Origin of the sequence: Prosthecobacter fluviatilis, assembly GCF_042655725.1 — a bacterium.
Taxonomy (GTDB): Bacteria; Verrucomicrobiota; Verrucomicrobiia; order Verrucomicrobiales; family Verrucomicrobiaceae; genus Prosthecobacter; species Prosthecobacter fluviatilis.
The window spans coordinates 248,086-267,574 of the sequence record NZ_JBHSMQ010000006.1; the positions used below are offsets into that span (position 1 = coordinate 248,086).

The 19,489-nt window shown below is 61.0% G+C and carries 17 protein-coding genes and 1 pseudogene; 4 read left to right on the top strand and 14 right to left on the bottom strand.

What is annotated here, in order from left to right:
- Window positions 1-6 precede the first annotated feature (6 nt).
- The 3 genes from ACFQDI_RS17265 to pgsA form a co-directional block, all read right to left on the bottom strand.
- A complete protein-coding gene (locus tag ACFQDI_RS17265) occupies window positions 7-1,005 on the bottom strand; it encodes a cobalamin-independent methionine synthase II family protein (RefSeq protein ID WP_377169044.1) in 999 nt (332 codons plus the stop codon).
- 78 nt (window positions 1,006-1,083) lie between these two features.
- A complete protein-coding gene (gene der, locus ACFQDI_RS17270; protein ID WP_377169046.1) occupies window positions 1,084-2,460 on the bottom strand; it encodes a ribosome biogenesis GTPase Der in 1,377 nt (458 codons plus the stop codon).
- Between the two features lie 29 nt (window positions 2,461-2,489).
- Window positions 2,490-3,062 carry a CDP-diacylglycerol--glycerol-3-phosphate 3-phosphatidyltransferase gene (gene pgsA, locus ACFQDI_RS17275; protein ID WP_377169048.1) on the bottom strand — a complete coding sequence of 191 codons (573 nt, stop codon included), beginning with the start codon at window positions 3,060-3,062 and terminating at the stop codon, window positions 2,490-2,492.
- 88 nt (window positions 3,063-3,150) lie between these two features.
- Between pgsA and aat the strand changes: the two genes are divergently transcribed.
- A complete protein-coding gene (aat, locus tag ACFQDI_RS17280; protein WP_377169050.1) occupies window positions 3,151-3,726 on the top strand; it encodes a leucyl/phenylalanyl-tRNA--protein transferase in 576 nt (191 codons plus the stop codon).
- A gap of 6 nt (window positions 3,727-3,732) precedes the next feature.
- On the opposite strand, the gene speA is transcribed toward aat, so the two are convergent.
- Together speA and ACFQDI_RS17290 are read right to left on the bottom strand one after the other, a co-directional pair.
- Window positions 3,733-5,670 carry a biosynthetic arginine decarboxylase gene (gene speA, locus ACFQDI_RS17285; protein WP_377169052.1) on the bottom strand — a complete coding sequence of 646 codons (1,938 nt, stop codon included), beginning with the start codon at window positions 5,668-5,670 and terminating at the stop codon, window positions 3,733-3,735.
- Between the two features lie 120 nt (window positions 5,671-5,790).
- Entirely contained in the window at window positions 5,791-6,468 is a 678-nt protein-coding gene (locus tag ACFQDI_RS17290) for a YwaF family protein (RefSeq protein ID WP_377169054.1), read from the bottom strand.
- A gap of 180 nt (window positions 6,469-6,648) precedes the next feature.
- Here ACFQDI_RS17290 and ACFQDI_RS17295 point away from each other — a divergent pair, with 180 nt between their 5' ends.
- Complete coding sequence (locus ACFQDI_RS17295; RefSeq protein WP_464694179.1) at window positions 6,649-8,334, top strand: DUF3592 domain-containing protein; 1,686 nt, start codon at window positions 6,649-6,651, stop codon at window positions 8,332-8,334.
- Here the strand turns inward: ACFQDI_RS17295 and ACFQDI_RS17300 are convergent.
- From ACFQDI_RS17300 to ACFQDI_RS17310, 4 genes are read right to left on the bottom strand one after another with little or no spacing between them, the layout of a single operon-like run.
- The gene (locus ACFQDI_RS17300) at window positions 8,331-9,656 is read right to left on the bottom strand and encodes an FtsX-like permease family protein (protein WP_377169058.1); all 1,326 of its coding nucleotides are present in this window, start codon (window positions 9,654-9,656) and stop codon (window positions 8,331-8,333) included. The genes ACFQDI_RS17295 and ACFQDI_RS17300 overlap by 4 nt on opposite strands.
- 13 nt (window positions 9,657-9,669) lie before the next feature.
- Window positions 9,670-10,968: an FtsX-like permease family protein gene (locus ACFQDI_RS17305; protein WP_377169060.1), complete on the bottom strand. Its 1,299-nt coding sequence runs from the start codon at window positions 10,966-10,968 to the stop codon at window positions 9,670-9,672.
- 27 nt (window positions 10,969-10,995) lie between these two features.
- A complete protein-coding gene (locus ACFQDI_RS25180; RefSeq protein WP_417715080.1) occupies window positions 10,996-11,115 on the bottom strand; it encodes an MFS transporter small subunit in 120 nt (39 codons plus the stop codon).
- A gap of 8 nt (window positions 11,116-11,123) precedes the next feature.
- Window positions 11,124-12,467: an L-lactate MFS transporter gene (locus ACFQDI_RS17310; RefSeq protein ID WP_377169062.1), complete on the bottom strand. Its 1,344-nt coding sequence runs from the start codon at window positions 12,465-12,467 to the stop codon at window positions 11,124-11,126.
- Window positions 12,468-12,610: 143 nt separating this feature from the next.
- Between ACFQDI_RS17310 and ACFQDI_RS17315 the strand changes: the two genes are divergently transcribed.
- On the top strand, window positions 12,611-12,790 hold the full coding sequence (locus tag ACFQDI_RS17315) for a hypothetical protein (RefSeq protein WP_377169064.1): 180 nt from the start codon (window positions 12,611-12,613) through the stop codon (window positions 12,788-12,790).
- Between the two features lie 69 nt (window positions 12,791-12,859).
- Here ACFQDI_RS17315 and ACFQDI_RS17320 read toward each other — a convergent pair whose 3' ends face one another.
- The 5 genes and pseudogenes from ACFQDI_RS17320 to ACFQDI_RS25190 form a co-directional block, all read right to left on the bottom strand.
- Window positions 12,860-13,954 carry a type IV pilus twitching motility protein PilT gene (locus ACFQDI_RS17320; protein ID WP_377169066.1) on the bottom strand — a complete coding sequence of 365 codons (1,095 nt, stop codon included), beginning with the start codon at window positions 13,952-13,954 and terminating at the stop codon, window positions 12,860-12,862.
- Between the two features lie 20 nt (window positions 13,955-13,974).
- Window positions 13,975-15,027, bottom strand: a complete 1,053-nt coding sequence (locus tag ACFQDI_RS17325; protein ID WP_377169068.1) for a type IV pilus twitching motility protein PilT — start codon at window positions 15,025-15,027, stop codon at window positions 13,975-13,977.
- A 58-nt stretch (window positions 15,028-15,085) separates the two neighbouring features.
- The gene (locus tag ACFQDI_RS17330; RefSeq protein WP_377169070.1) at window positions 15,086-16,306 is read right to left on the bottom strand and encodes an AGE family epimerase/isomerase; all 1,221 of its coding nucleotides are present in this window, start codon (window positions 16,304-16,306) and stop codon (window positions 15,086-15,088) included.
- Complete coding sequence (locus tag ACFQDI_RS25185) at window positions 16,303-17,214, bottom strand: RluA family pseudouridine synthase (protein ID WP_464694260.1); 912 nt, start codon at window positions 17,212-17,214, stop codon at window positions 16,303-16,305. The genes ACFQDI_RS17330 and ACFQDI_RS25185 overlap by 4 nt, the downstream gene beginning before the upstream one ends.
- Window positions 17,215-17,262: 48 nt before the next feature.
- Window positions 17,263-18,096, bottom strand: a pseudogene (locus ACFQDI_RS25190) (sulfurtransferase); the annotation flags it as partial.
- Window positions 18,097-18,227: 131 nt separating this feature from the next.
- On the opposite strand from ACFQDI_RS25190, the gene ACFQDI_RS17340 reads away from it, so the two are divergent.
- Window positions 18,228-19,403: an outer membrane protein assembly factor BamB family protein gene (locus ACFQDI_RS17340; RefSeq protein WP_377169074.1), complete on the top strand. Its 1,176-nt coding sequence runs from the start codon at window positions 18,228-18,230 to the stop codon at window positions 19,401-19,403.
- The last annotated feature ends 86 nt before the right edge of the window (window positions 19,404-19,489 follow it).

A 19,489-nucleotide genomic window follows, 5' to 3' on the forward strand; every position in this document is an offset into this window, starting at 1 on the left:
AAGCAATCACCTTCCTTCAAACCTGTCACGCCCTTTTGCCAGAGCCGCGATTTTTCGGTCGGCCACGCTTCGCTTAAGCATCCAGAAACCGCAGTCTGGGTGAATGAACCTAACCCGGCCGGAGCCGAGTTTTTTCTCTGCCGCTTCGATGCGGCGGGCGATTTCGTCGGCGGTTTCGACGTGGTTGACCTTGATGTCCACGACTCCGAGGCCGACGCCGATTTTTGAGTCTAGGTCTTTGAGGGCGTCCAAGTCGGCGGCAGGCCTATGCGCTAGCTCGAGAACGAGGTGGTCGGCATGCAGGGAGTTGAGGAAAGCGATGAGTGCGGCCCACTCGCCCTTTTGGATCGTCTGGCCGCCGTAGTTGCCAAAGCAGAAGTGCACGGCCTTGGTGCCTTTGACGGCGTCCAGCACGCGATTGATACCTGCGGCCGCGATGGGGGCATCCGCCGGATTTCCGGGGATGTTGGCCTCATCGACTTGCACGCAGTCGCATTGCAGATGGGCGGCCTGAGCTGCAAGCGCGTCGGCAATGGCCATGTTGAGCGCTTCGAAATCGTGGTAGTGCGTGTCCAGCAGCGTGCGGGCCAGCATGTAGGGGCTGGTGAGGGTAAACTTGAAGGGGCCACCGGCGACTCGGGCGGCACGGGCGCAGTCTTCGGGCAGATTGAGCACGCCTTCGGTGATGGGGCCGCGAACCACCGCTGCGGGTTTGCTGCGGAAGGCCATTTCGTTTTTGGCGCGGAATGCGGCGGCGTCTGCACGACCCACACGGCTGTCGATGCCGCCGAGCTTGTGGACGAAGTATTCGATCATCCCGTTGGTGTCGGGATGGTTCACATCAAAGCGGTAGAGCTCGCCATCGGTCGGCAGGTCAATGCCCGCCTGCCGCTGCGTGTCGAAGACCACACGCGTAGCGTCGATCACGGCGGCTTCGCTGGGCAGCGCGCTGAGCCATTCGGGGACGGGATAGGAGCCGACGGTGGTGGTCTGGATGGTGGCCATGCAGCAGCCTAGTCACCATCTTCAAAGCATGGAAGCCGCGAGTGCCAAAGTCCAAAGGCAGGCAGGCATCGGACAAGCTTACTTCGGGTTCTTCGGCCCTTTGCCACGCACGCTCATCTTGAAGGGCACGCCCGGGGCGTTCCATTCGTCGCGGATGACTTTCTCCAGATAGCGCATGTAGCTGTCAGTGAGCTTGGAGGCGCGGTTGGCGAAGAGCACAAAGTGCGGCACGGGAATGGCGAAGCCTTCGGCCTCGTTGACCTGGGTGGCATAAAGCAGCTTGAAGCTGTGGGTGCTGCGCCCCAGGGCTCCGGGGGTGTTCTCAATGGCATTGGCCAGCAGGCGGTTCAGGGCACCGGTGCCGATGCGGTTCTGCGCACCGCTGCGCACTTTCTCGATCTGCACAAAGAGCTTGCCGATGTGGTCCTTGTTCTTGGCCGAGATGGCCACGAGCGGTGCGTAGTTCAGGAAGAAAAACTCGCGGCGCATCAGCTCGTCCAGATGCTCGATGCGGTCCTTCTGCTTGGCATCCGGGTGGAAGAGGTCCCACTTGTTCATGACGAGGATGCAGGGTTTGCGCTCCTCCAGAATGAGCTGGGCGATCTTGCGGTCCTGCATCTTGGCACCGGCGGCGCAGTCAATGACAAGCAGGCAGAGGTCCGCGCGCTTGATGCTCTGCAGACTGCGGTCCACGCTTGAAATCTCCACGACTGTGTCCAGATGCGAGCGGCGGCGGATGCCTGCGGTGTCGATGAGCTGGTAGTGCTTGCCGTTGTAGGTGGCCTTGATGTCGAGCGCATCGCGCGTGGTGCCGGGCACATCGCTGACGATGGCGCGCTCCTTGCCCAGGATGGCATTCACGAGAGATGATTTGCCTGCATTGGGCCGGCCGACGATGGCAAGCTTCAAGGGGCGCACATTCTGATGGGCGATGGCGTCCTCCGTTTCGGTGGACTCCTTCAGGTCCAGGCGCTCGGAGATGAGCGCAACGAGATCGTCGATGCCGAGCCCGTGCGCGGCGCTGACTTCGACGGTGTCGGCAAAGCCGAAACGGGCGAATTCGCCGGCATTGAGCTTGCGCTTGGGGGAGTCGGCCTTGTTGCACACGAGGATGACGGGCTTGCTGGTCCGGCGCAGCTCGCGGGCGAGGCTTTGATCAATGGTGGTGATGCCATCGACGACATCGACCACGAAGAGCAGCAGGTCCGCCACATCAAGGGCGATGGAGGCCTCCGTCTGGACCTGGTCAGTCAGCACATCGTCCGTGCTGGCGCCGATGCCTCCCGTGTCCATGATCTCGAACCAAGCAGGCCCGCGGCGGCACTGCGCGGTGATGCGGTCCCGTGTCACACCGGCCTGGTCATGGACGATGGAGATGGTTTTGCCGGCAAGGCGGTTGAAGAGCGCGGACTTGCCCACATTCGGGCGTCCGACGATGGCGACGGTTTTGAGCATTGCTCAAGGAGCACGGTGAGCCCCCCGCGTCAATCGTGACCCGCAGACTGGAGCTGCCGGTATCCGTCCACCAGATTGATGATTCCGGAGAGCGCGGTGAAGAAACCGGCGAAGAGCGTGGGCCAGATGCACCATTCGGGCTTGAGGTCGAGGAGGATCCACAAAATAGCCGCCATCTGGGAAAAAGTGGCGGTTTTGCCAGTCCAGTGCGTGTGGATTTGCAGCTTTCCGGCGAAGTGGTCGATGACGAAAGCGCCGCCAATGGAGAGGAGATCCCGCCCGATGACCAGGATGGGGAACCAAAGAGGAAAATGCTGCCGCCAGGCGGTGAAGCTCAGCAGGATGATGGCGGCGAGCATCAGGAGCTTGTCCGCAAGGGGGTCCATGATGGCGCCGAAACGGGTGCGCTGATTGAACCGGCGGGCGATCCAGCCATCGAAGGCATCGCTGATGGCGGCGATTCCGAAGACCGCCGCCGCCCAAAGACGCAGGGCTTCGTCCGGGTGCTCGCTGCGGGCACTGTCGCCGTAGTAGATGACCAGCCCGATGAAGACGGGGATCAGCAGGATACGGAAAACGGTGATCTGATTGGCGAGGTTCACGAGTGCTCAGTTTAAAGTTTCATGGTTAAAGTTCAAAGTTTGAATCACGCGGCTTGAAACTTTGAGGGGGGAACTTGAAACTGGCCCCATGCAGCGAATCGAGCCTGTGGACCTCTTGAATGCCTACTGTGAGGGTGCCTTCCCGATGGGGGAGGAGGATGGCTCCATATCATGGTACCGGCCCAAGATGCGTGGAATCCTGCCCGTGGCGGAGTTTCATGTGCCGCGCCGCTTTGAGCGCTACCTCAAAGACCATCCCTTTGAAGTGCGCTGGAACAGCGCCTTTGGCGATGTGATACGTGGCTGCGCCGACCGAGAGAGCACCTGGATCACCGACACCATCATGGACACCTATGAGGAACTGCACCGGCTGGGCTTTGCCCACTGCGCGGAGGTCTGGCGGGACGGCAAGCTGCGCGGCGGCGTCTACGGGGTGAGCATCGGCGGGGCGTTTTTTGGCGAGTCGATGTTCAGTCGCGAGCCGCAGGCGTCCAAGGTGGCGCTGACCTACCTGCAAAGACGTCTGCACGAGCGCGGCTACCTGCTGCATGACACGCAGTGGACCACGCCGCACCTGGCGATGTTTGGCGGGCACGAGATCCCCTGCGCGCAGTATCTGGAGATGCTGCAGCGCGCGATCTTGCGGAAGGCGACGTTTATGTGAGCTGAATCAGCTCTCGAAATACGTGTAGCCTCGCAGGCCGGCCTCGAAGCTTTCCATGATCTCGCGGCGCTCAGTGGCGGTGATGCGTTTGGAAATCACGGCGCTTTCAGCGAGGTTGCGGAAACGCGTGAGCATGTCCTTCGGGTCATACTCCACGTAGGTGAGCACTTCCGAGACGCTGTCGCCTTCGAGTTCACGGCTGTACTTCACCTTGCCGTTTTCCACACGGACGCTGACGACGTTGGTGTCGCCGAGCAGATTGTGGAGGTCGCCGAGGGTTTCCTGATACGCGCCGACGAGGAAAATGCCGAGCATGTACTCGTGGCCTTTCTCGATCTGCGGATCGTGCAGTGGGAGAGTGGGGTTGATGCCGCTGGAGTGGGCAAATTTGTCGATCTTGCCGTCACTGTCGCAGGTGATGTCGGAGAGCACGGCGTTGCGCGTGGGCTTCTCCTTGAGGCGGTGGATGGGCATGACCGGGAAGATCTGGTCGATGGCCCAAAGGTCCGGCAGGCTCTGGAAGACGCTGAAGTTGCCGTAGTAGAAGTCGGTCATGATGGTGTCCAGACGGTCCATCTGGCTGCCATCGTGGCCGCAGCTTTCGAGCATCTTGGACACCCAGGTGAGGATGTCCCAGTAGAGCTCCTCACCGTGGGCGCGCTCGCGGAGGTTGACTTTGCCGTAATTGAACTCGCTGCGCAGCTTGTCGCGGTAGTAGATGGCATCGTTGTAGATCTCCTGGAGGCGGTCGCGGGAGGTCTTGGTGGCATGCTTTTCCGCGTCGAGACGGAGTTCGAAGAGATTGCGCAGGAGGGGAGGGGCGTCCTTGTCGAGCTCGAGTTCCGCCACGCTCTTGCGAGGTTCGAAGCGGTTGATGTCGAGGATGTTGATGATCAGGACGGAGTAATAGGCCACGATGGCGCGGCCGGATTCCGTGATGAGGTCCGGGTGGGGCACGCCAGCCTCGGCAGTGACTTCGGTGATCGCCTCAATGATGTCGGCGCAGTATTCCTTGGTGCCGTAGTTGCTGCTGGCTTCGCTGGCGCCCTTGAGGCCGTCGTAGCTGATGGCCAGACCGCCGCCGAGGTCCAGAATGCCCATGCGGGCGCCTTCTTGGACGAGACCGACGTAAACGCGTGTGGCCTCCGTGACGGCCTGGCGGATGGCGCGGATGTTCGGGATCTGGGAGCCCTGGTGGTAGTGCAGCATGCGCAGGCAGTCGAGCATGCCGCGTTCGCGCAGGTGATCGACCACATGCATCAGCTGGGAGATGTTCAGGCCGAAGACGCTGGCGTCTCCGCCGGAGCCGCTCCAGTGGCCGGCGCTTTCGGCGCTGAGGCGGAAGCGCACCCCCAGCGTGGGGCGCACGCCCATCTTCTCACAGCGTTCGAGGATCAGGTCCAGCTCCGTTGGCATCTCAAGAACGAGGATGACTTGCAGGCCCATTTTCTGCGCATTGAGCGCCAGGTCGATGAACTCCTCGTCCTTGTAGCCGTTGCACACGATGTAGGCTTCCGGATCGTGCATGTAGCTGAGCGCGGCGATCAGCTCCGGCTTGCTGCCGGCTTCGAGGCCGTAGTGATACTTGCGGCCATAGCGGGTGATTTCCTCGATGACTTCCTGCTGCTGGTTCACCTTGATGGGGTAAACGCCACGATAAACACCCTGATATTTGCCTTCCTTGATCGCGGAGGCGAAGCCTTCGTTCAGTTCGTCGATGCGCCAGCGCAGCAGATCGCCGAAACGGATGAGCAGCGGGAGCTGGGTGCCGCGCTCACGCAGGCCTTTGACGATGGAGGCGAGGGAGACATCCTTGGTCTTCTTGCCGTCCTTCAGCTTCACCGTGACCTCGCCTGTTTTGGCGATGTTGAAGTAATCATGCCCCCATTCGCGGATGCCATAAAGCTCGGCGCTGTCGTCGGTGGTCCATGCTGGGGTTCTCATTTTCGTGGGCTGGGTTGGAGGGGCTTTCAAGGGCGGCGATTATGGGGGCAAATTTGGAAATGCAAAGCGACATCTCGGGGAGGTTGAGGGGGGGCGAAACGCCCGGAAATGCTCCCTGTGTCAAGGGCGGGGTCTGCGAAAGGCAAAGGGGAGGTGGAGAACGGTGTAAAATACAAGACCCAGCCCGATGGTGCTGAAGTTGTACCACGGCCAGGGCCCCAGCTTGTCAAACAGGCTGGCCTGGACGGGTTTTGAACACTGGAATGCGTAGTTTGCCCCCAGCGTGCAGTTCACGACCGCCACTGCTGCATACCAGGCTACTGAGAAGGTCATGATGCGCCGTACGGCTCCGGAACGCGGGCGGGCTTTCATGGCGGTGACGACGTAGAAGGCCGTGATCGGCACCCCTCCGTGCATGATGAAAAACAAAAAGAAACGTGGGTCCGGGTACTCGTAGATCAGAGCGGGGGTGAGCAGCCCCTGCAGGGTCCCGGCAATGCCAAAAAAGTAAACCACCTCACAAAAAAACGGGCGGTGCGTCCATAGTGCCAAGCCCGCCGCGAGCGTCGCAATGTCACAGTACTGGAGCGGGAGCGCCGTCGTAACATTAAGAGAGCCATGCATGGCATGCACGCTGAGACCGATGGGGTACAGGGCCAGCAGCATGCCCCCCAGCACCCGCTGCGAGAGCACGGCCCAGCGTGTCCGGGAGAGCAGCAGCATGACGATGAACACCGCCAGAGTGACGGCAAGCGCCGCCTTGTGCGAAGGGCCATAGGGATGAAAGGCGGGAGGCATGGCCGGAATCATACGCGGTTGTTGCGGAAGTCAGACGGTTTGTGGCATCTTGTGAAGATGTTACGCTCAAACCGCTCTTCGGTCCGTTCCACGAAACAGCTCAGCGGAGGCTGTGCAGTGCTCTTTGGTCTGCCTTTTATACTGGCTGGGGTTGCCGTCGGCTTCTTTTTCTATCTGCCCATGATTGGCGGATGGTGGGAGGCGCGTGAGTGGGTGGAGGCACCGTGCTGGATTGAGACAGCAGAGCTCAAAAAGTCCTACAGCGGCAAAGGCGGGCCGACCTATGAAGTTCTGGCCAGGTATCGTTACGAGTTTGACCGCCGTGCCTACCGTGGTGAAAAGGTGGGGATCTTTGGCGGTTCGGACAACATGGGCAGCTTTCAGCAGGAGGCTTTTCAGCAGCTTGAGTCTGCAAGGAGGTCTGGAGGTCAGTTTCGTTGCTTTGTGAATCCATCCAGGCCGGATCAGGCTTTGCTGTTCCGTGATCTCCGCTGGCAGCTGCTGCTCCTGATTTCCATTTTTCCGACCACATTTCCCTTGGCGGGCTGCCTGGTCTCGATCGGCGGCTGGCGCCAGTCGCGCAGGGCGGCCAAGATCGCACGGCACAGAGCGCAGCACCCGGAGGCTCCGTGGCTCTGGCGTCCCGAGTGGGTGGGGGAGAGGGTTTATCCAGAGCCAGACCCCTTGCTGTTTATTCTTGGAGTCGCCGGCTGGATTCTTCTGGTGCAAATGCCGTTGAGCCTCGCCGTGATTCTGAGCGGGGAGCTTTTCAGGTCGGCGCTGGCCTGGCTCGCGCTCATCCCCACCGCGCTGGCCTGGATTCCTCTTCACTTCGCCTGGAGGCGGCTCAAGTCCCGGATGACCTTGGGCCGCCCCGTTTTGCTGCTCCAGCGGGTGCCGGTTGCCCCGGGGCATCCGCTGCTGGGCGAACTGAGGCTTTCCCGTGTGCCTTCTCCATACAGCACCTTTTCAGTACGTGTGCTCTGCCAGCGGCACATCACGCGCAACAGCGGTGACTCCCACGCCACCGCGAAGGAAACCATCTGGGAGCATGCTGCAACACTGCCCGCTGCCGAGGCTCGGCGTGATGCGGGCGGCGTGGCGCTGCCGCTCCGCATCGAAATTCCGCGTGGCCTGCCATGTGCTGTCTTGGACGAGGCCTCAATCGTTACGACGGAGGGAGAGCAGCATGTGTGGACACTGGAAGTCAGCTCCTCTCAAGGTGGCAGACCTGTGGTGCTGCCGCTGCCTGTTTTTATTTCCGCGGCCGAAGCCGTGGAAAGCGCAGGGCAAGTCGTGTCTGCACAGCCGGGGCGGGCGCCGCTGCTGAGCATGGATGATCTGCTCATGCGGCTGAATGCCAGGGGCATTGAGATGGAGGTGGATGACGGTGGCCTGCCTGTCTCCATCCTGTGCCCTCCAGGGAGGAATCGTGCAGCGGGCATTTTTTTGCTGCTGTTTGGGGCCATCTGGTCTGCGGCCTTTTTTTTCATGCAGGCGCAGGGGGCTCCGCTTGTCTTCCGGCTCCTCTGGGGCATCACCTCGCCGCTCATTGTCGGGGGCGGGGTGTGGATGTTGCTGCACAGCCGCAGCCTTGAGATCAACAGACGGGAGATCCGCATCTTGAACCGCGTGGGCCCCTTCTACTCCTGGCATGAGACCTTCGAGCCGCGCCACATCACCGGCTTCGTCCATGACTCCGACATGCAGTCAGGCGGCAAGTTTTATTACCGTGTGCGCGCAGAGACGATCTTCGGCAAACCCAAAACCCTTGTGGATGGCATCACGGAATCCGTCACTGCGGAGACGCTTGCCCAGAGGCTGGATGAATGGCGCAGACAAAATGACACCTCGCACAAGTCCTAGCCCCCGTCCCGCAACGCTACCGCAGGATCCACTCGTGCGGCGAACCATGAAGGAACCAGCGCGGCCAGGAGGCAGAGGGCGATGGCGGTGGCGCAGATGGCGAGAATCTTCTCTGGATCGACGTGCGCCGGGATGCTGGAGAGAAAATAAATGTCCTGCGGGAAGATGTCGCGGCCGGTCAGGCCGGCGATTTGCTCGCGCAACCAGTTGCGGATGCTGAGAACGAAGAAGCCACCTGCGAGTCCGGCCACCGCACCGACGAGAGCCACGATTCCGGCCTGGGTGACAAAAATGGCGATGATCTGCCAGGCACGCGTGCCCAACGCCGTGAGAATGCCGATCTCACGGCGCTTTTTCACAGTGACAGTGATGGTGGTGTTCATCACACAGATGGCGGCGACGAGCATGATGAAAAGCAGCAGAAACCACATCATCGTCTCCTGGTTTTTCACGGACTCCAGCATCATGCCATGCTCCTGCTCCCAGGTGCGGTAGCCCCAGCTTTCAGGCAGCGCTCCTGACTGGTAGATCGTGGCCATGACTTCTTCGGCATTGTCCGGGTCCTTCAGTTCCAGGTCGATCCCGCTGATGGCGCTGTCGAGGTTGAAGAACTCCTGGGCGACATGCAGCGGCACATACCCGCGCAGGCCGGCGGTGTCCGCACGCAAAGTGGCGGCAAGGATCAGGTCCTTGGACAGCACGGTGACGCTGTCGAGCGCCTCGGCACGTTTTTTCTTGTCGCCGTTCTCGGGGATCTCACGGTACTTCTGGATGAACTGGTTCACGCTTTCGGCCGCATGCACGACCAGCGTGTCACCGACCTTGGCCCCGATCTCCTTCGCAAACTTGTCGCTGAGGATGATGGTGTCGTTCTGGAGATCAAACTTTCCCTCCTTGACGTGCTTTTTCAATTTTTGCAGAAGCCCGTTGTCCTTGTCATCAGCCATGCCGATGACGCTCACTCCCTGCAGGCTGCCCTCGTTTTCCACGACAAGGATGCCGGCCCGCCCCTCCCTCGTTCTGTCTGCCACCGGCACGGCGGAAACGACCTCTGGCCGTGCGGCGAGGTTTTTTCTCAGCTCGCGCCAGTCAACGTGGGGCGCACCTTCGGGGCCTCCCACGGGCTCGACCATGGCATGCGGCTCAAAGCCGATGAGCATCTGCCGGTACTCACGCTGCCACCCGCTGAAAACGGACATGACAAAGACCAGCACGCCGACGCCGAGCATGACGCCGAGCATCGAGATCACGGTGATGACCGAGATGAATGAGCGCGTAGGCCGCAGATAGCGCAGGGCGAGGAAGAGGGGGGCGCTGGTCATGGAAGTTTTGAGATTAGTCACGCAGCGCCACCGCAGGGTCCACGCGGGAGGCCAGCCAGGCGGGTGGCAGGGCGGCGAGCAGGCAGAATGTGATGGAGCCCAGACAGGTGACGACGACGAACCAGGGCTCGACCTGTGCCGGGATGGTGGCCAGAAACATGCCGGAGTCGGCATTGGCGCTGCCACCGCTCAGCACTGCGATGCCCATGCGGATTTCATCACGGTATCGCAGCACGAGCCCGCTGAGAATGAGCCCGGCCAATGTTCCGAGAATGCCCACAAAGGCCGCCTGGGAGACAAAAATGCCGATGATCTGGCTCTGCCTTGAACCTAGCGCTGTCAGCACGCCGATCTCGCGCCGCTTCTGTGTCGTGACAGTGATCGTCGTGTTCATGACCGAGAACGCTGCGACAATCGCGATGATCAGGAGCACGATCCACATCATCACACGCTCATTGCTCATGGCGGCAAGGCGGGCGTCGCCTGCATCGGTCCACAGCGAGGCACTCCATTCGGGTGGGACTATGCCCGCAGCGGTGAAGCGTTTGATCACTTCCTTGACCTCTCCGGGCTGCTTGAGCTCGATCAGCACACCGCTGACCTGATCACCCAGGCCGAAGATTTGCTGCGCTGTTTCAAGCGTGACATAGCCATAGGTGCCCGCAGATTCCACCCGGGTGGTGCCCAGCAGCTGGATATCCCTGGGGTTGAGCTTGATCTCCTCGTAGGCAGCATGGCGCTTGGCTTCGTCCTGCTCGTCCGAGGCGATGCGGAAGCGCCTGACTGCGCTGGTGACATTGCCGGAGGCATAAACGCTGATGGCGTCGCCGGGATGTGCCCCGAGCCCGCTCGCGACATAGTCGGCGCAGACCACGCCGCCCGGAGCGAGCTCCAGCGAGCCTTCGTCCTTGTGCCTGGCGATTTTTGCCATGTAAAACTTGGCGCCATCTTCAGGAAGGCCCAGCACATCCATGCCGGACTGCTGGCCCGCATGCTCCGCAAACATCGTGCCGCCGACGTAGCTGCTGGCGGCGAGCACGTCAGGCTGCTGACGCACCTTGGCCAGCACATCGGCCGCTGATCTGGAGTCCGTGGGTTTCTGGTTCTGCGGATGCAGCAGGATGTGAGGCTCAGACCCAATGAGGGTTTTCCGAAACTCGCCTTCGAACCCTTTCATGACCGAACTGACCACGATCATCATCAGAACGCCGACCGCGACACCCAGGATCGAGATGACGGTGATGACAGAGACAAACGAACGCTTCGCGCGCAGGTAGCGGCGGGCTAGGAAGAAGGTGGCGTTCGAAAGCATGTGTGGCACATCAAAGCCACGCCCGCGCTACTTCGCAACTGCCGTGATGCCAAACAGGGGCAGTGATTTCTGCACGGACTGATACACGCCCCAGCCCAGCGGCAGGGTGATCCACGTCCAGGCGAGGAGAAGGGTGAGAGCTTTCATGGCGGGAGTCAGGCTTGGGCGTTTTCAGCGATGTGGTGCTTGGAATCGACAGGGCGGACAAGCAGGTTGGAGATCAGACCGACAACGAGCAGGCCCACCATGAGGTGAAAGATCGAGTTGTAGGCCTGTTCGGGAGGCATGATTTTTTTGTTGGCCACAGACAGGCGGTCCATGAGCTGCGGGCCGATGATCGCAGCCATGGACCAGGCGGTGATGAGCCGGCCATGGATCGCGCCTACCTGATAGCTGCCAAAGAGATCGCGCAAGTAGGCCGGGATGGTGGCAAAACCGCCGCCATACATCGTGAGGATCAGCCCGGTGGCGGCCACGAACAGCGTCACGCTGCCCTGGCCCTGGATCCACGGCACGCTGGCATACAGGGCGGCCCCCAGAATGAAGTAGATGCAGTAGATGCCCTTGCGCCCGATGAAGTCGGACATGGAAGACCAGAAAAACCGGCCGCCGAGATTGCAGAGCGAAAGCAGGCCGACGTATCCGGCCGCTGCGGCTGGCGTGACCTTGAACATATCCTGAATCATCGGCGAGGCCTGTCCGAGGATGCCGATGCCGGCGCTCACATTCATGCAGAGCACGACCCAGAGCGTCCAAAATTGAGGTGTCTTCCAGGCGGTGTCCACGGCGACATTGGCGGTCGTGACCAGTTTTGAAACATGCTCCTTGGGCACCCAGCCAGCGGGTTGCCAGCCTTCAGGCGGCACCCGTACGATCAAAGCCCCAAACAGCATCGAGATGGCATAAAGACCCGCCATCACCAGCAGCGTCTCACTGGCCCCGACGGATCTTGCAGTGGAAAAGTGCTTCATCAATTCCTCGGCCAGCGGCCCGCCGATAAGCGCACCGCCGCCGAATCCCATGATCGCCATGCCTGTGGCCATGCCGGGCCGGTCAGGGAACCATTTCATCAAGGTGGAAACCGGTGCAATGTAGCCGAGTCCCAGCCCAATGCCGCCGATCAATCCGTAGCCCGCATACAGCAGCCAGAGCTGATGCCAGCGCACGGCGAGTGAGGTGAGCACCAGACCGCTGCAAAAGCAGAGCATGCTGGCGAGCATGGTCTTGCGCGGGCCGCTGCGTTCCACCCACTTGCCGAAAAAAGCTGCCGAGAGCCCGAGCAGGGCGAGCGCGATCGAGTAGGCCACGCCGACATCGGCTTCGCTCCAATCGCCCGCACCGGGAGCGGTGATGCTCAGAGCCCTGGCGAGCGGCTTCTTGAAAACGCTGAACCCATACACCTGCCCGATGCACATGTGAACAGCGATGGCTGCGGGCGGTACTAGCCAGCGGCTGAATCCAGGGCTGGCGACGGTGGCTTCACGGGAGAGGAAAGACATGGTTTTGGGGAGTAGCAGGCCGCGGGTGGTTTTCTGGCAGATCGGGCAAGGAACGCTCAAAGATCGACAAGAAACGCCCTGTTTCATACGTTTCGAGCATTGGCCGGTCATTTCACCGGTCACACCCATACCCATACAAATCGATGAAAACACTGCTCACCATCTGCGCCCTCTCCTTCGCTTCGGCCGCCATGGCTGCCGACAAATGCCCCATCAGCGGCAAGCCTGCTGACCCCAGCATCACCAGCACCGGCAAAGACGGCAAAACCGTCGCTTTCTGCTGCGAGAAGTGCAAAGCCAAATTCGACGCCAAGAACAAGTAGTCCCCACGGCGCTGGCATGATCAGCGTTTAGAAAGCGGAACCGGGCGACTGGTTCCGCTTTTTTGTGCCTCAGCGCTTCCTGCCCTCACGCTCACGCATCTTGCGCTCATAGCCGGCGATCACGAAGTCCTTGTCGCGTGCTCGCAGCAGCGCGTCGTCGAGCGAAATGAAGCCATGAATCGCCAGATGGGTCACGCTGTCATCAATGGTATGCATGCCGTCGTTGGCTCCGATCTGGATCAGGCTGGGCAGCTGCTGGAGCCTCCGGGAGCGGATGCAGGAGGCGATGCCCTGGTTGTTGACCATGATTTCCGAAGCCATGACCCGTCCCTCCTGGTCAAGCCTGGAGAGCAGGTTCTGACAGATCACACCTTGCAGGCTGTGCGCGAGCTGAGAGGCGACGAAGTCCTGCTGATCTTCAGGAAAGGCATCCATCACACGCATGACGGTCGATGGTGCATCCTGCGTGTGCAGCGTGCTGATGACGAGGTGGCCGGTTTCAGCCGCTGTCAGGGCGGTGCTGATGGTTTCGAGATCCCGCAGCTCGCTGATGATGATCACATTCGCGTCCTGCCGCAGCGCGCTGCGCAGAGCCTGTGCAAAGGTGTGCGTGTCGCTGCCCACCTGACGCTGACGCACCAGGCTGCGCGAGTGCTTGAACACATACTCAATGGGGTCTTCGATGCTCACAATGTTGGCCTGCCGTTGCCGGGAAATGTGCTGCGTCATCGAGCTCAGCGTCGTTGTCTTGCCTGAGTTGCTGGTCCCGGTGACGAGGATCAGCCCGTCGCGCAGATTGCACAGGCTTTCCACCGTCGGCCCGTGCCCAAGATCACGCAGCTCGGGAATCTGCTCAGGGATGAAGCGAAACGAGGCCTCGACGCGGCCCAGCACGTAGCAGGCGTTGCCACGAAAGCGCCCCAGGTTTTCCACCTGAATGGCGAAGTCCAGCTCCCAGTCCTGCTCCAGTTTGGCGCGCTGGGTTTCCTTCAAAACTGCAAAGACGAGCTCTCGGATGTCTCCCGCTTCCAGAATCTCATCCGTCAGCGGCTGGAGCTGGCCATGGAGGCGGCCCGTGGGTGGGGCATCCACGCTGAGGTGCAAGTCCGAGCCGCCTTGGTTTGTGACCATGGCCAGGTATTCGATGAGGTCGTGAGAGCGCATGAGGATGAAAAAGGAGGGGCTCAGGAGATGCCGCGTGCCGCACGGCGAAATTCAGCCTCGTTGCCCACGGAGGCCACGGCTTCAGCTTCGGAGATGATGCCGTTTTGGTAAGCCGCCACGGTCGAGTGCAGGAATGTCCTCGTGCTGGGATCGCTGCCCCGGCTCATGTAGTCGGTGATGCCGGAAAGGTTCCGTTTTGCGATCCAATCACGCGCGGCACCACCGTTCTCCAGGTGCTCAGCCAGCATGAAAAGCTTGCCATGGACATTCTGAACGAGCTTCTGGCACAAAACTCCGACCAGCTGATGTGCCAGCAGGTGCAGCCCCATGCCGAGCTGCTCCGGCGGGAAGAGGTTCACAAAGCGCTCCATCGTTTCGGAGACGGTGGCGGAATGCATCGAGGCAAGCACAAGATGGCCCGTCTCACAGGCCTGGAGTGCGGTCAGGGCCGTTTCCTGGTCGCGAATTTCTCCCACAAAAATCACATCCGGCGCCTGCCGCATGGCGCTGCGCAGCCCACGGGCAAAAGTGGGCGTATCACGCCCGACCTCACGCTGGGTGAAGAGGCAGCGGTTGTTGGCAAAGATGTACTCCACCGGATCTTCGATCGTTATCACATGCCTTGCGATGTTTTCATTCATCCACTGCAGCAGCGCCGCCAGGGTGGTCGATTTGCCCTGTCCTGTGGCGCCGGTGACGAGGATCATGCCGTTTTGCTTCTGAGCCCAGCGCTGCAGCAGCCAGTCCGGCGCACCCAATGTGTGCAGGGCAGGGATGTCCGTGCGGATGCGGCGCAGCACGGCCGCCATGCGGCCCAGCACTTTGTGCAGGTTCACACGGAAGCGCACATGAGTGCGTGACACCAGGCCGGAGTCACGATCCGTGTCATTGAGCGTGTCTCCGCCGCAGGCCTGCCAGAGCCCGGCCATCTGAGGCAGCAGCAGCGGTTCGTCGCCGAAAATCATGAGCTGCTCGGCTATCTTCATGCGCGGCACCTCGCCTTCCTGCAGGAAAATGTCACTCGCCTGGTGGTCTTCGGCGGCTTGGAGTATCTCGTCGATGGTAATGGCCATGGTGGTTAGCAAGCTAGCGGGCGCCGCTCAGGTGCTCAACCCTCCTCTCAGGCTTTTGTTACAGGGAATCTGACGGAATGCCGTGTTCTTCCAGCAGCTGCCCGCAGTACCACAGCATGCGCGGCAGATGGAACGGGCCCTTCCACATGCTGCCCTTCAGCAGCGAGGAGGGGCTGCCATCACGATGGAGGTAGCCAAACCACTCGCCGTGGGCCGCATCGGGAAAGTGTGCAAAACTCCAGTCATGCACCTGCTGGTGCCACGTGGCGTACTTGGCATCCCCGGTGATGTGCCAGGCCAGATGCGTGGCGATGATGGCCTCGTTGTGCGGCCACCAGAATTTCATGTCGTGCCAGTATTCCTGCACCGGTTTCCCCAGCACATCGCGGAAATAGAAAATGCCGCCGTGCTCTTCGTCCCAGCCGCGTTTCCACATGCAGTCGAGGATTTCCAGCCCAAGCTTGATGTAGCTCTTTTCCCCCCACCAGCGGCCCTCATGCAGGATGAACCACGCACACTCCAGCGCATGCCCCGGGTTCAGGGTTCGGCCGTCGAAGTGGTCGATGAGCGCGCCATCCGGTGAAACGACCTCCATCAGGGCCCCGATGTCTGGTTTAAAGAAGAACTGCTGAATCTCCAAAATAAAGCGGTCCACCCACTCCGTGCAGCTATGTCCTGAAATCTTCACATCACCGAGGTTGGCGCGCAGTTCCTGCGCCGTGGCAATGCCGATCATCAAGGCCCCGATGCCCATCATCGGCCGCGTGTTCGGCTCGATCTTCGGGTGCATCAAACCTTTCTCGAAGGAGTATTTCAAATAGGTGGCGAAATCTCTCCTGGCCCTTTCTGCGTAGCCCTCATCGCCCGTGGCCTTGGCATAGGCTGCATGGGCAATGGCTGCAAAGGCCTCGCTGAATACATAGCGCCGCATGCGCAGCGGTCTGCCTTCGCGGGTGACGGTGAAGAACAGTTTTCCATCCGTGGAGTAGCCATGCTTCTCCAGAAACGCCAGGCACGATCCCGCCGCCTCGATCCAGTCACTGCGCTTCTCCACGGTGTTGTACAATGTGGAAAGCGTCCAGGCCGCACGGCCCTGGAACCAGATGCTCTTGTCCGTGTCCAGGATGGATCCATCGCGATCCAGCGAGGTGATGATGCCGTCAAACTCACGGTCCATGCCGTGCTTCATCCAGAAGGGCATCACGTCCTTGAGCAACGTGTCTCGGTAGAGCGCCTTCAGGTTCTGGCGATAAAGAGGGTCGGCAAGAGTGAGGTTCATTTTGCCCATTCTGGCGGCTCTGCTTCAAACGTCACGCGTTCCTTCGTCAAAGGATGCGTGAAGGTGATGCGCAGGGCATGCAGGCAGAGCGGGGGATCTCCCACGGCCAGGGTCTGCGTCTCGCCGACTTCGCCATCGGCCAGATACGCGGCATCGCCGAGAATCGGGAAGCCGAGATGCCAGAGATGGATGCGAATTTGATTCGTTCGTCCGGTGAGCGGGCGGGCCTCAAGGAGTGCGGTGCCATCGGCATCGCGCCGCAGCACGCGGAACTCTGTCCTGGCCTCCTGTCCTTCGGCATCAACGGAGCGGCCACCCAGTTTGCCGGCTTCATCACTGATGGGCGCATCACAGGTGAAGGCATCCTGTGGCGGGTGTCCTTTCACGCGGGCAAGATAAAGCTTCTCGACCTCTCCACGCTCAAACTGTGGCTGCACAAAGCTGGCGAAGTGGCGTGTCTTGCACAGCACGGTCACGCCCGTTGTACTGGCGTCGAGGCGATGCACGCTGCGCGGCTTCAGCGGATGCCAGACGGTGTTGAGGATGAACTGCAGCGTGTTGCGGTTGAACCTGCCGCCCACATGCACCGGCAGCGGGGCGGGTTTGTTGAGGACGATGATGGCCTCATCTTCAAACAGCACGCGGATGTCCGCATTCACATCCGGTTCGCGCTGGGCAGGCTTCAGGTGCAGGTAGCGCTCCCCGGCGCGCACGATTTGGTGAGCCGGCACGATCACGCGCTCATCCGTCACCATGCGTCCTTCTTCACAGACCGCGAGCCATTGCTCGCGCGGGATGTGCGGCATCACGTGGCAGAGGCAGTCCAGAATGGTGGCGTGATCACAGGCCTCCGGTACATTCAGCGGCCGCGTTTGATCATAGGGCACACTGCCCGGCAGCGGCGTCACCGCCTGGAGGATCGCCGCATGGCGCTGCGCCAGATTCTCGCGCTGCTGCTCCTCGGAGGTTTTAAAGCAGTACGGGCAGGAGACATGCTCCACATAGCGGGGGTCGGCCTGCTCTTCCGCTGTGAGCGGAGTCTGGCAGGCAAAGCACTGCGAGGAGGCGGTCTCATGCAGGCCGGGATCGACGCCCACACGCTGGTCGAAGACAAAGCACTCGCCGTCGTAATGCGCGCTGCCGCATTCCTCAAAGTACTTCAGAATGCCGCCCTCAAGCTGCCACACATGCTCAAAGCCCTCGCGCTCCATGAAGGGCGCGGCTTTCTCACAGCGGATGCCGCCGGTGCAGAAAGACACGATCTCCGCCTTCTTCATCTCCGGTGGCAGGCGGCGCACCGCCTCGGGGAATTCGCGGAAGGAATCGACACCCGCCACGACGGCGCCTTTGAAGGTGCCCAGTTTCACTTCGTAGTCATTGCGTGTGTCATACAGAATGACCGGGCGGCCTTCATCCAGCCACTGCTTCAGCACCTTGGGCTCAAGGCGTGGCGAGGTGTACTTTGCCGGTTCGATGCCTTCGACACCGAAGGCGATGATCTCCTTCTTGATGCGCACCAGCATGCGGCGGAACGGCTGTTCCGTGCTCTCGCTGTATTTGGGCTTCAGTCCTTCCAGCCCTGGAATGGCGCGCAGTTCATCCATAAGAGCATCCACATTCTCCCGCACGCCTGCCACAAACATGTTGATGCCTTCCGTGCTCAGCAAAATGGTTCCCTTGAGTCCCAGCTCTTTGCAGCGTTCCAGGAGGCGGGCACGCATGTCCTTCAATCCGGAAAGGTCGGCGAACTGATAGCAGGAGATGTTGGTGATCGTGGCGGTGGCTGGCATGGGCAGGTGAAAAAGCACAAGAACAGGCGGACGGCGAGTGCAAACCGCACTGGCAGCGCAGGAATGGAACACTGCGGCGCAATCGAGATCAAGCTTGCCATTTCAGGCCGTTCCCGCTCCATTCTGGGGGTATGAAATCCACGCTCCTTCTCCTTCTTGCCACCACAGCCCTGCAAGCCGCTGACTGGCCGGTCTGGCGCGGCCCCAATCATGACGGTATCTCAAGTGAGAAACTGGCGGGGACGGCGGTCAAAAAGGTCTGGGAGGCACAGATTGGCATCGGCTTTGCCTCTTTCACCGTGGCTGCCGGTCGCGTTTACACCACAGGGCATGCGGACGGCAAGGACACGGTCTTCTGCTTTGACGCCACCACTGGCAAGGAAGTCTGGAAGCACGCCTACGCCGCCGACCTCGGGGATAAGTATTATGAAGGCGGCACCTCCGCCACGCCGACGATTGAAGATGGCAAGGCATACCATCTGAGCCGCTGGGGCGACCTGATTTGTTTTGATGCCGCCACGGGCAAGGTCGTGTGGCAGAAAAACATCCAGAAGGAAACCGAGGCTGACATCCCGGACTGGGGTTTCGCAGGCTCGCCGCTGGTCGCTGGCAAGCTCCTCATAGTGAACGTTGGCAAAGCCGGCACTGCCGTTGACAAAGCCACGGGGAAGACCGTGTGGACCAGCGACAAGGCCAGCTCCGGCTACTGCACGCCGTATCCCATCACAGTGAATGGCAAGTCGCAGGTCGTGCTGAGTTCCGGCCGCGCCTACAAAGGTGTCGACCCCAGCAACGGCAGCGTGCTGTGGGAGCACACTTGGTCCACCAGCTACGGCGTGAATGCGGCAGATCCTATCCTCAGCGGCACGCAGCTCTTCATCTCCTCCGGCTACAACAAAGGCTGCGCCTTGCTCGATCTCGCCTCCGCCGAACCCAAGGAGATCTGGCGAAGCCGGGTGATGAAAAACCAATTCAACTCCAGCGTGCTGATTGACGGTCATCTGTATGGCAGCGATGGCGATTCAGACAAATCCGCCAGCCTGAAGTGCATCGATTTTGCCACGGGCACGGAGAAGTGGAGCGCCGCCGATGTCGGCTTCTGTTCTCTCATGGCAGCCGATGGCAAGCTCATCATCATGACCGCCAAAGGCGAGCTCATCATCGCCAAGGCCAGCGCCACTAAGTTTGAGCCCATCTCCCGCACCCCGGTGCTCACCGGCCGTTGCTGGAGCGCTCCGGTGCTTGCCAACGGGCACATCTACGTGCGCAACGCCGCCGGTGACATGGTCTGCCTGAGCGTGCAGTAGGCCTGACGCGCCTGATGGCGGCGGGTCATGCATTTTCTCAATGCAAGCTCACAGACGGTCGATTGGTCAGACTGGGCCGATGGTTG

Bases quoted from the DNA above. Each gene is read 5' to 3' on its own strand.
- der (WP_377169046.1), bottom strand. From the start codon at position 2,460: ATGCTCAAAACCGTCGCCATCGTCGGACGCCCGAATGTGGGCAAGTCC.
- aat (WP_377169050.1), top strand. From the start codon at position 3,151: ATGCAGCGAATCGAGCCTGTGGACCTCTTGAATGCCTACTGTGAGGGT.
- ACFQDI_RS17300 (WP_377169058.1), bottom strand. From the start codon at position 9,656: ATGACCAGCGCCCCCCTCTTCCTCGCCCTGCGCTATCTGCGGCCTACG.
- ACFQDI_RS17305 (WP_377169060.1), bottom strand. From the start codon at position 10,968: ATGCTTTCGAACGCCACCTTCTTCCTAGCCCGCCGCTACCTGCGCGCG.
- ACFQDI_RS17295 (WP_464694179.1), top strand. From the start codon at position 6,649: ATGATTGGCGGATGGTGGGAGGCGCGTGAGTGGGTGGAGGCACCGTGC.
- speA (WP_377169052.1), bottom strand. From the start codon at position 5,670: ATGAGAACCCCAGCATGGACCACCGACGACAGCGCCGAGCTTTATGGC.
- ACFQDI_RS17290 (WP_377169054.1), bottom strand. From the start codon at position 6,468: ATGCCTCCCGCCTTTCATCCCTATGGCCCTTCGCACAAGGCGGCGCTT.
- ACFQDI_RS17320 (WP_377169066.1), bottom strand. From the start codon at position 13,954: ATGCGCTCTCACGACCTCATCGAATACCTGGCCATGGTCACAAACCAA.
- ACFQDI_RS17325 (WP_377169068.1), bottom strand. From the start codon at position 15,027: ATGGCCATTACCATCGACGAGATACTCCAAGCCGCCGAAGACCACCAG.
- ACFQDI_RS17315 (WP_377169064.1), top strand. From the start codon at position 12,611: ATGAAAACACTGCTCACCATCTGCGCCCTCTCCTTCGCTTCGGCCGCC.
- ACFQDI_RS17330 (WP_377169070.1), bottom strand. From the start codon at position 16,306: ATGAACCTCACTCTTGCCGACCCTCTTTATCGCCAGAACCTGAAGGCG.
- ACFQDI_RS17265 (WP_377169044.1), bottom strand. From the start codon at position 1,005: ATGGCCACCATCCAGACCACCACCGTCGGCTCCTATCCCGTCCCCGAA.
- ACFQDI_RS17340 (WP_377169074.1), top strand. From the start codon at position 18,228: ATGAAATCCACGCTCCTTCTCCTTCTTGCCACCACAGCCCTGCAAGCC.
- ACFQDI_RS17310 (WP_377169062.1), bottom strand. From the start codon at position 12,467: ATGTCTTTCCTCTCCCGTGAAGCCACCGTCGCCAGCCCTGGATTCAGC.
- ACFQDI_RS25180 (WP_417715080.1), bottom strand. From the start codon at position 11,115: ATGAAAGCTCTCACCCTTCTCCTCGCCTGGACGTGGATCACCCTGCCG.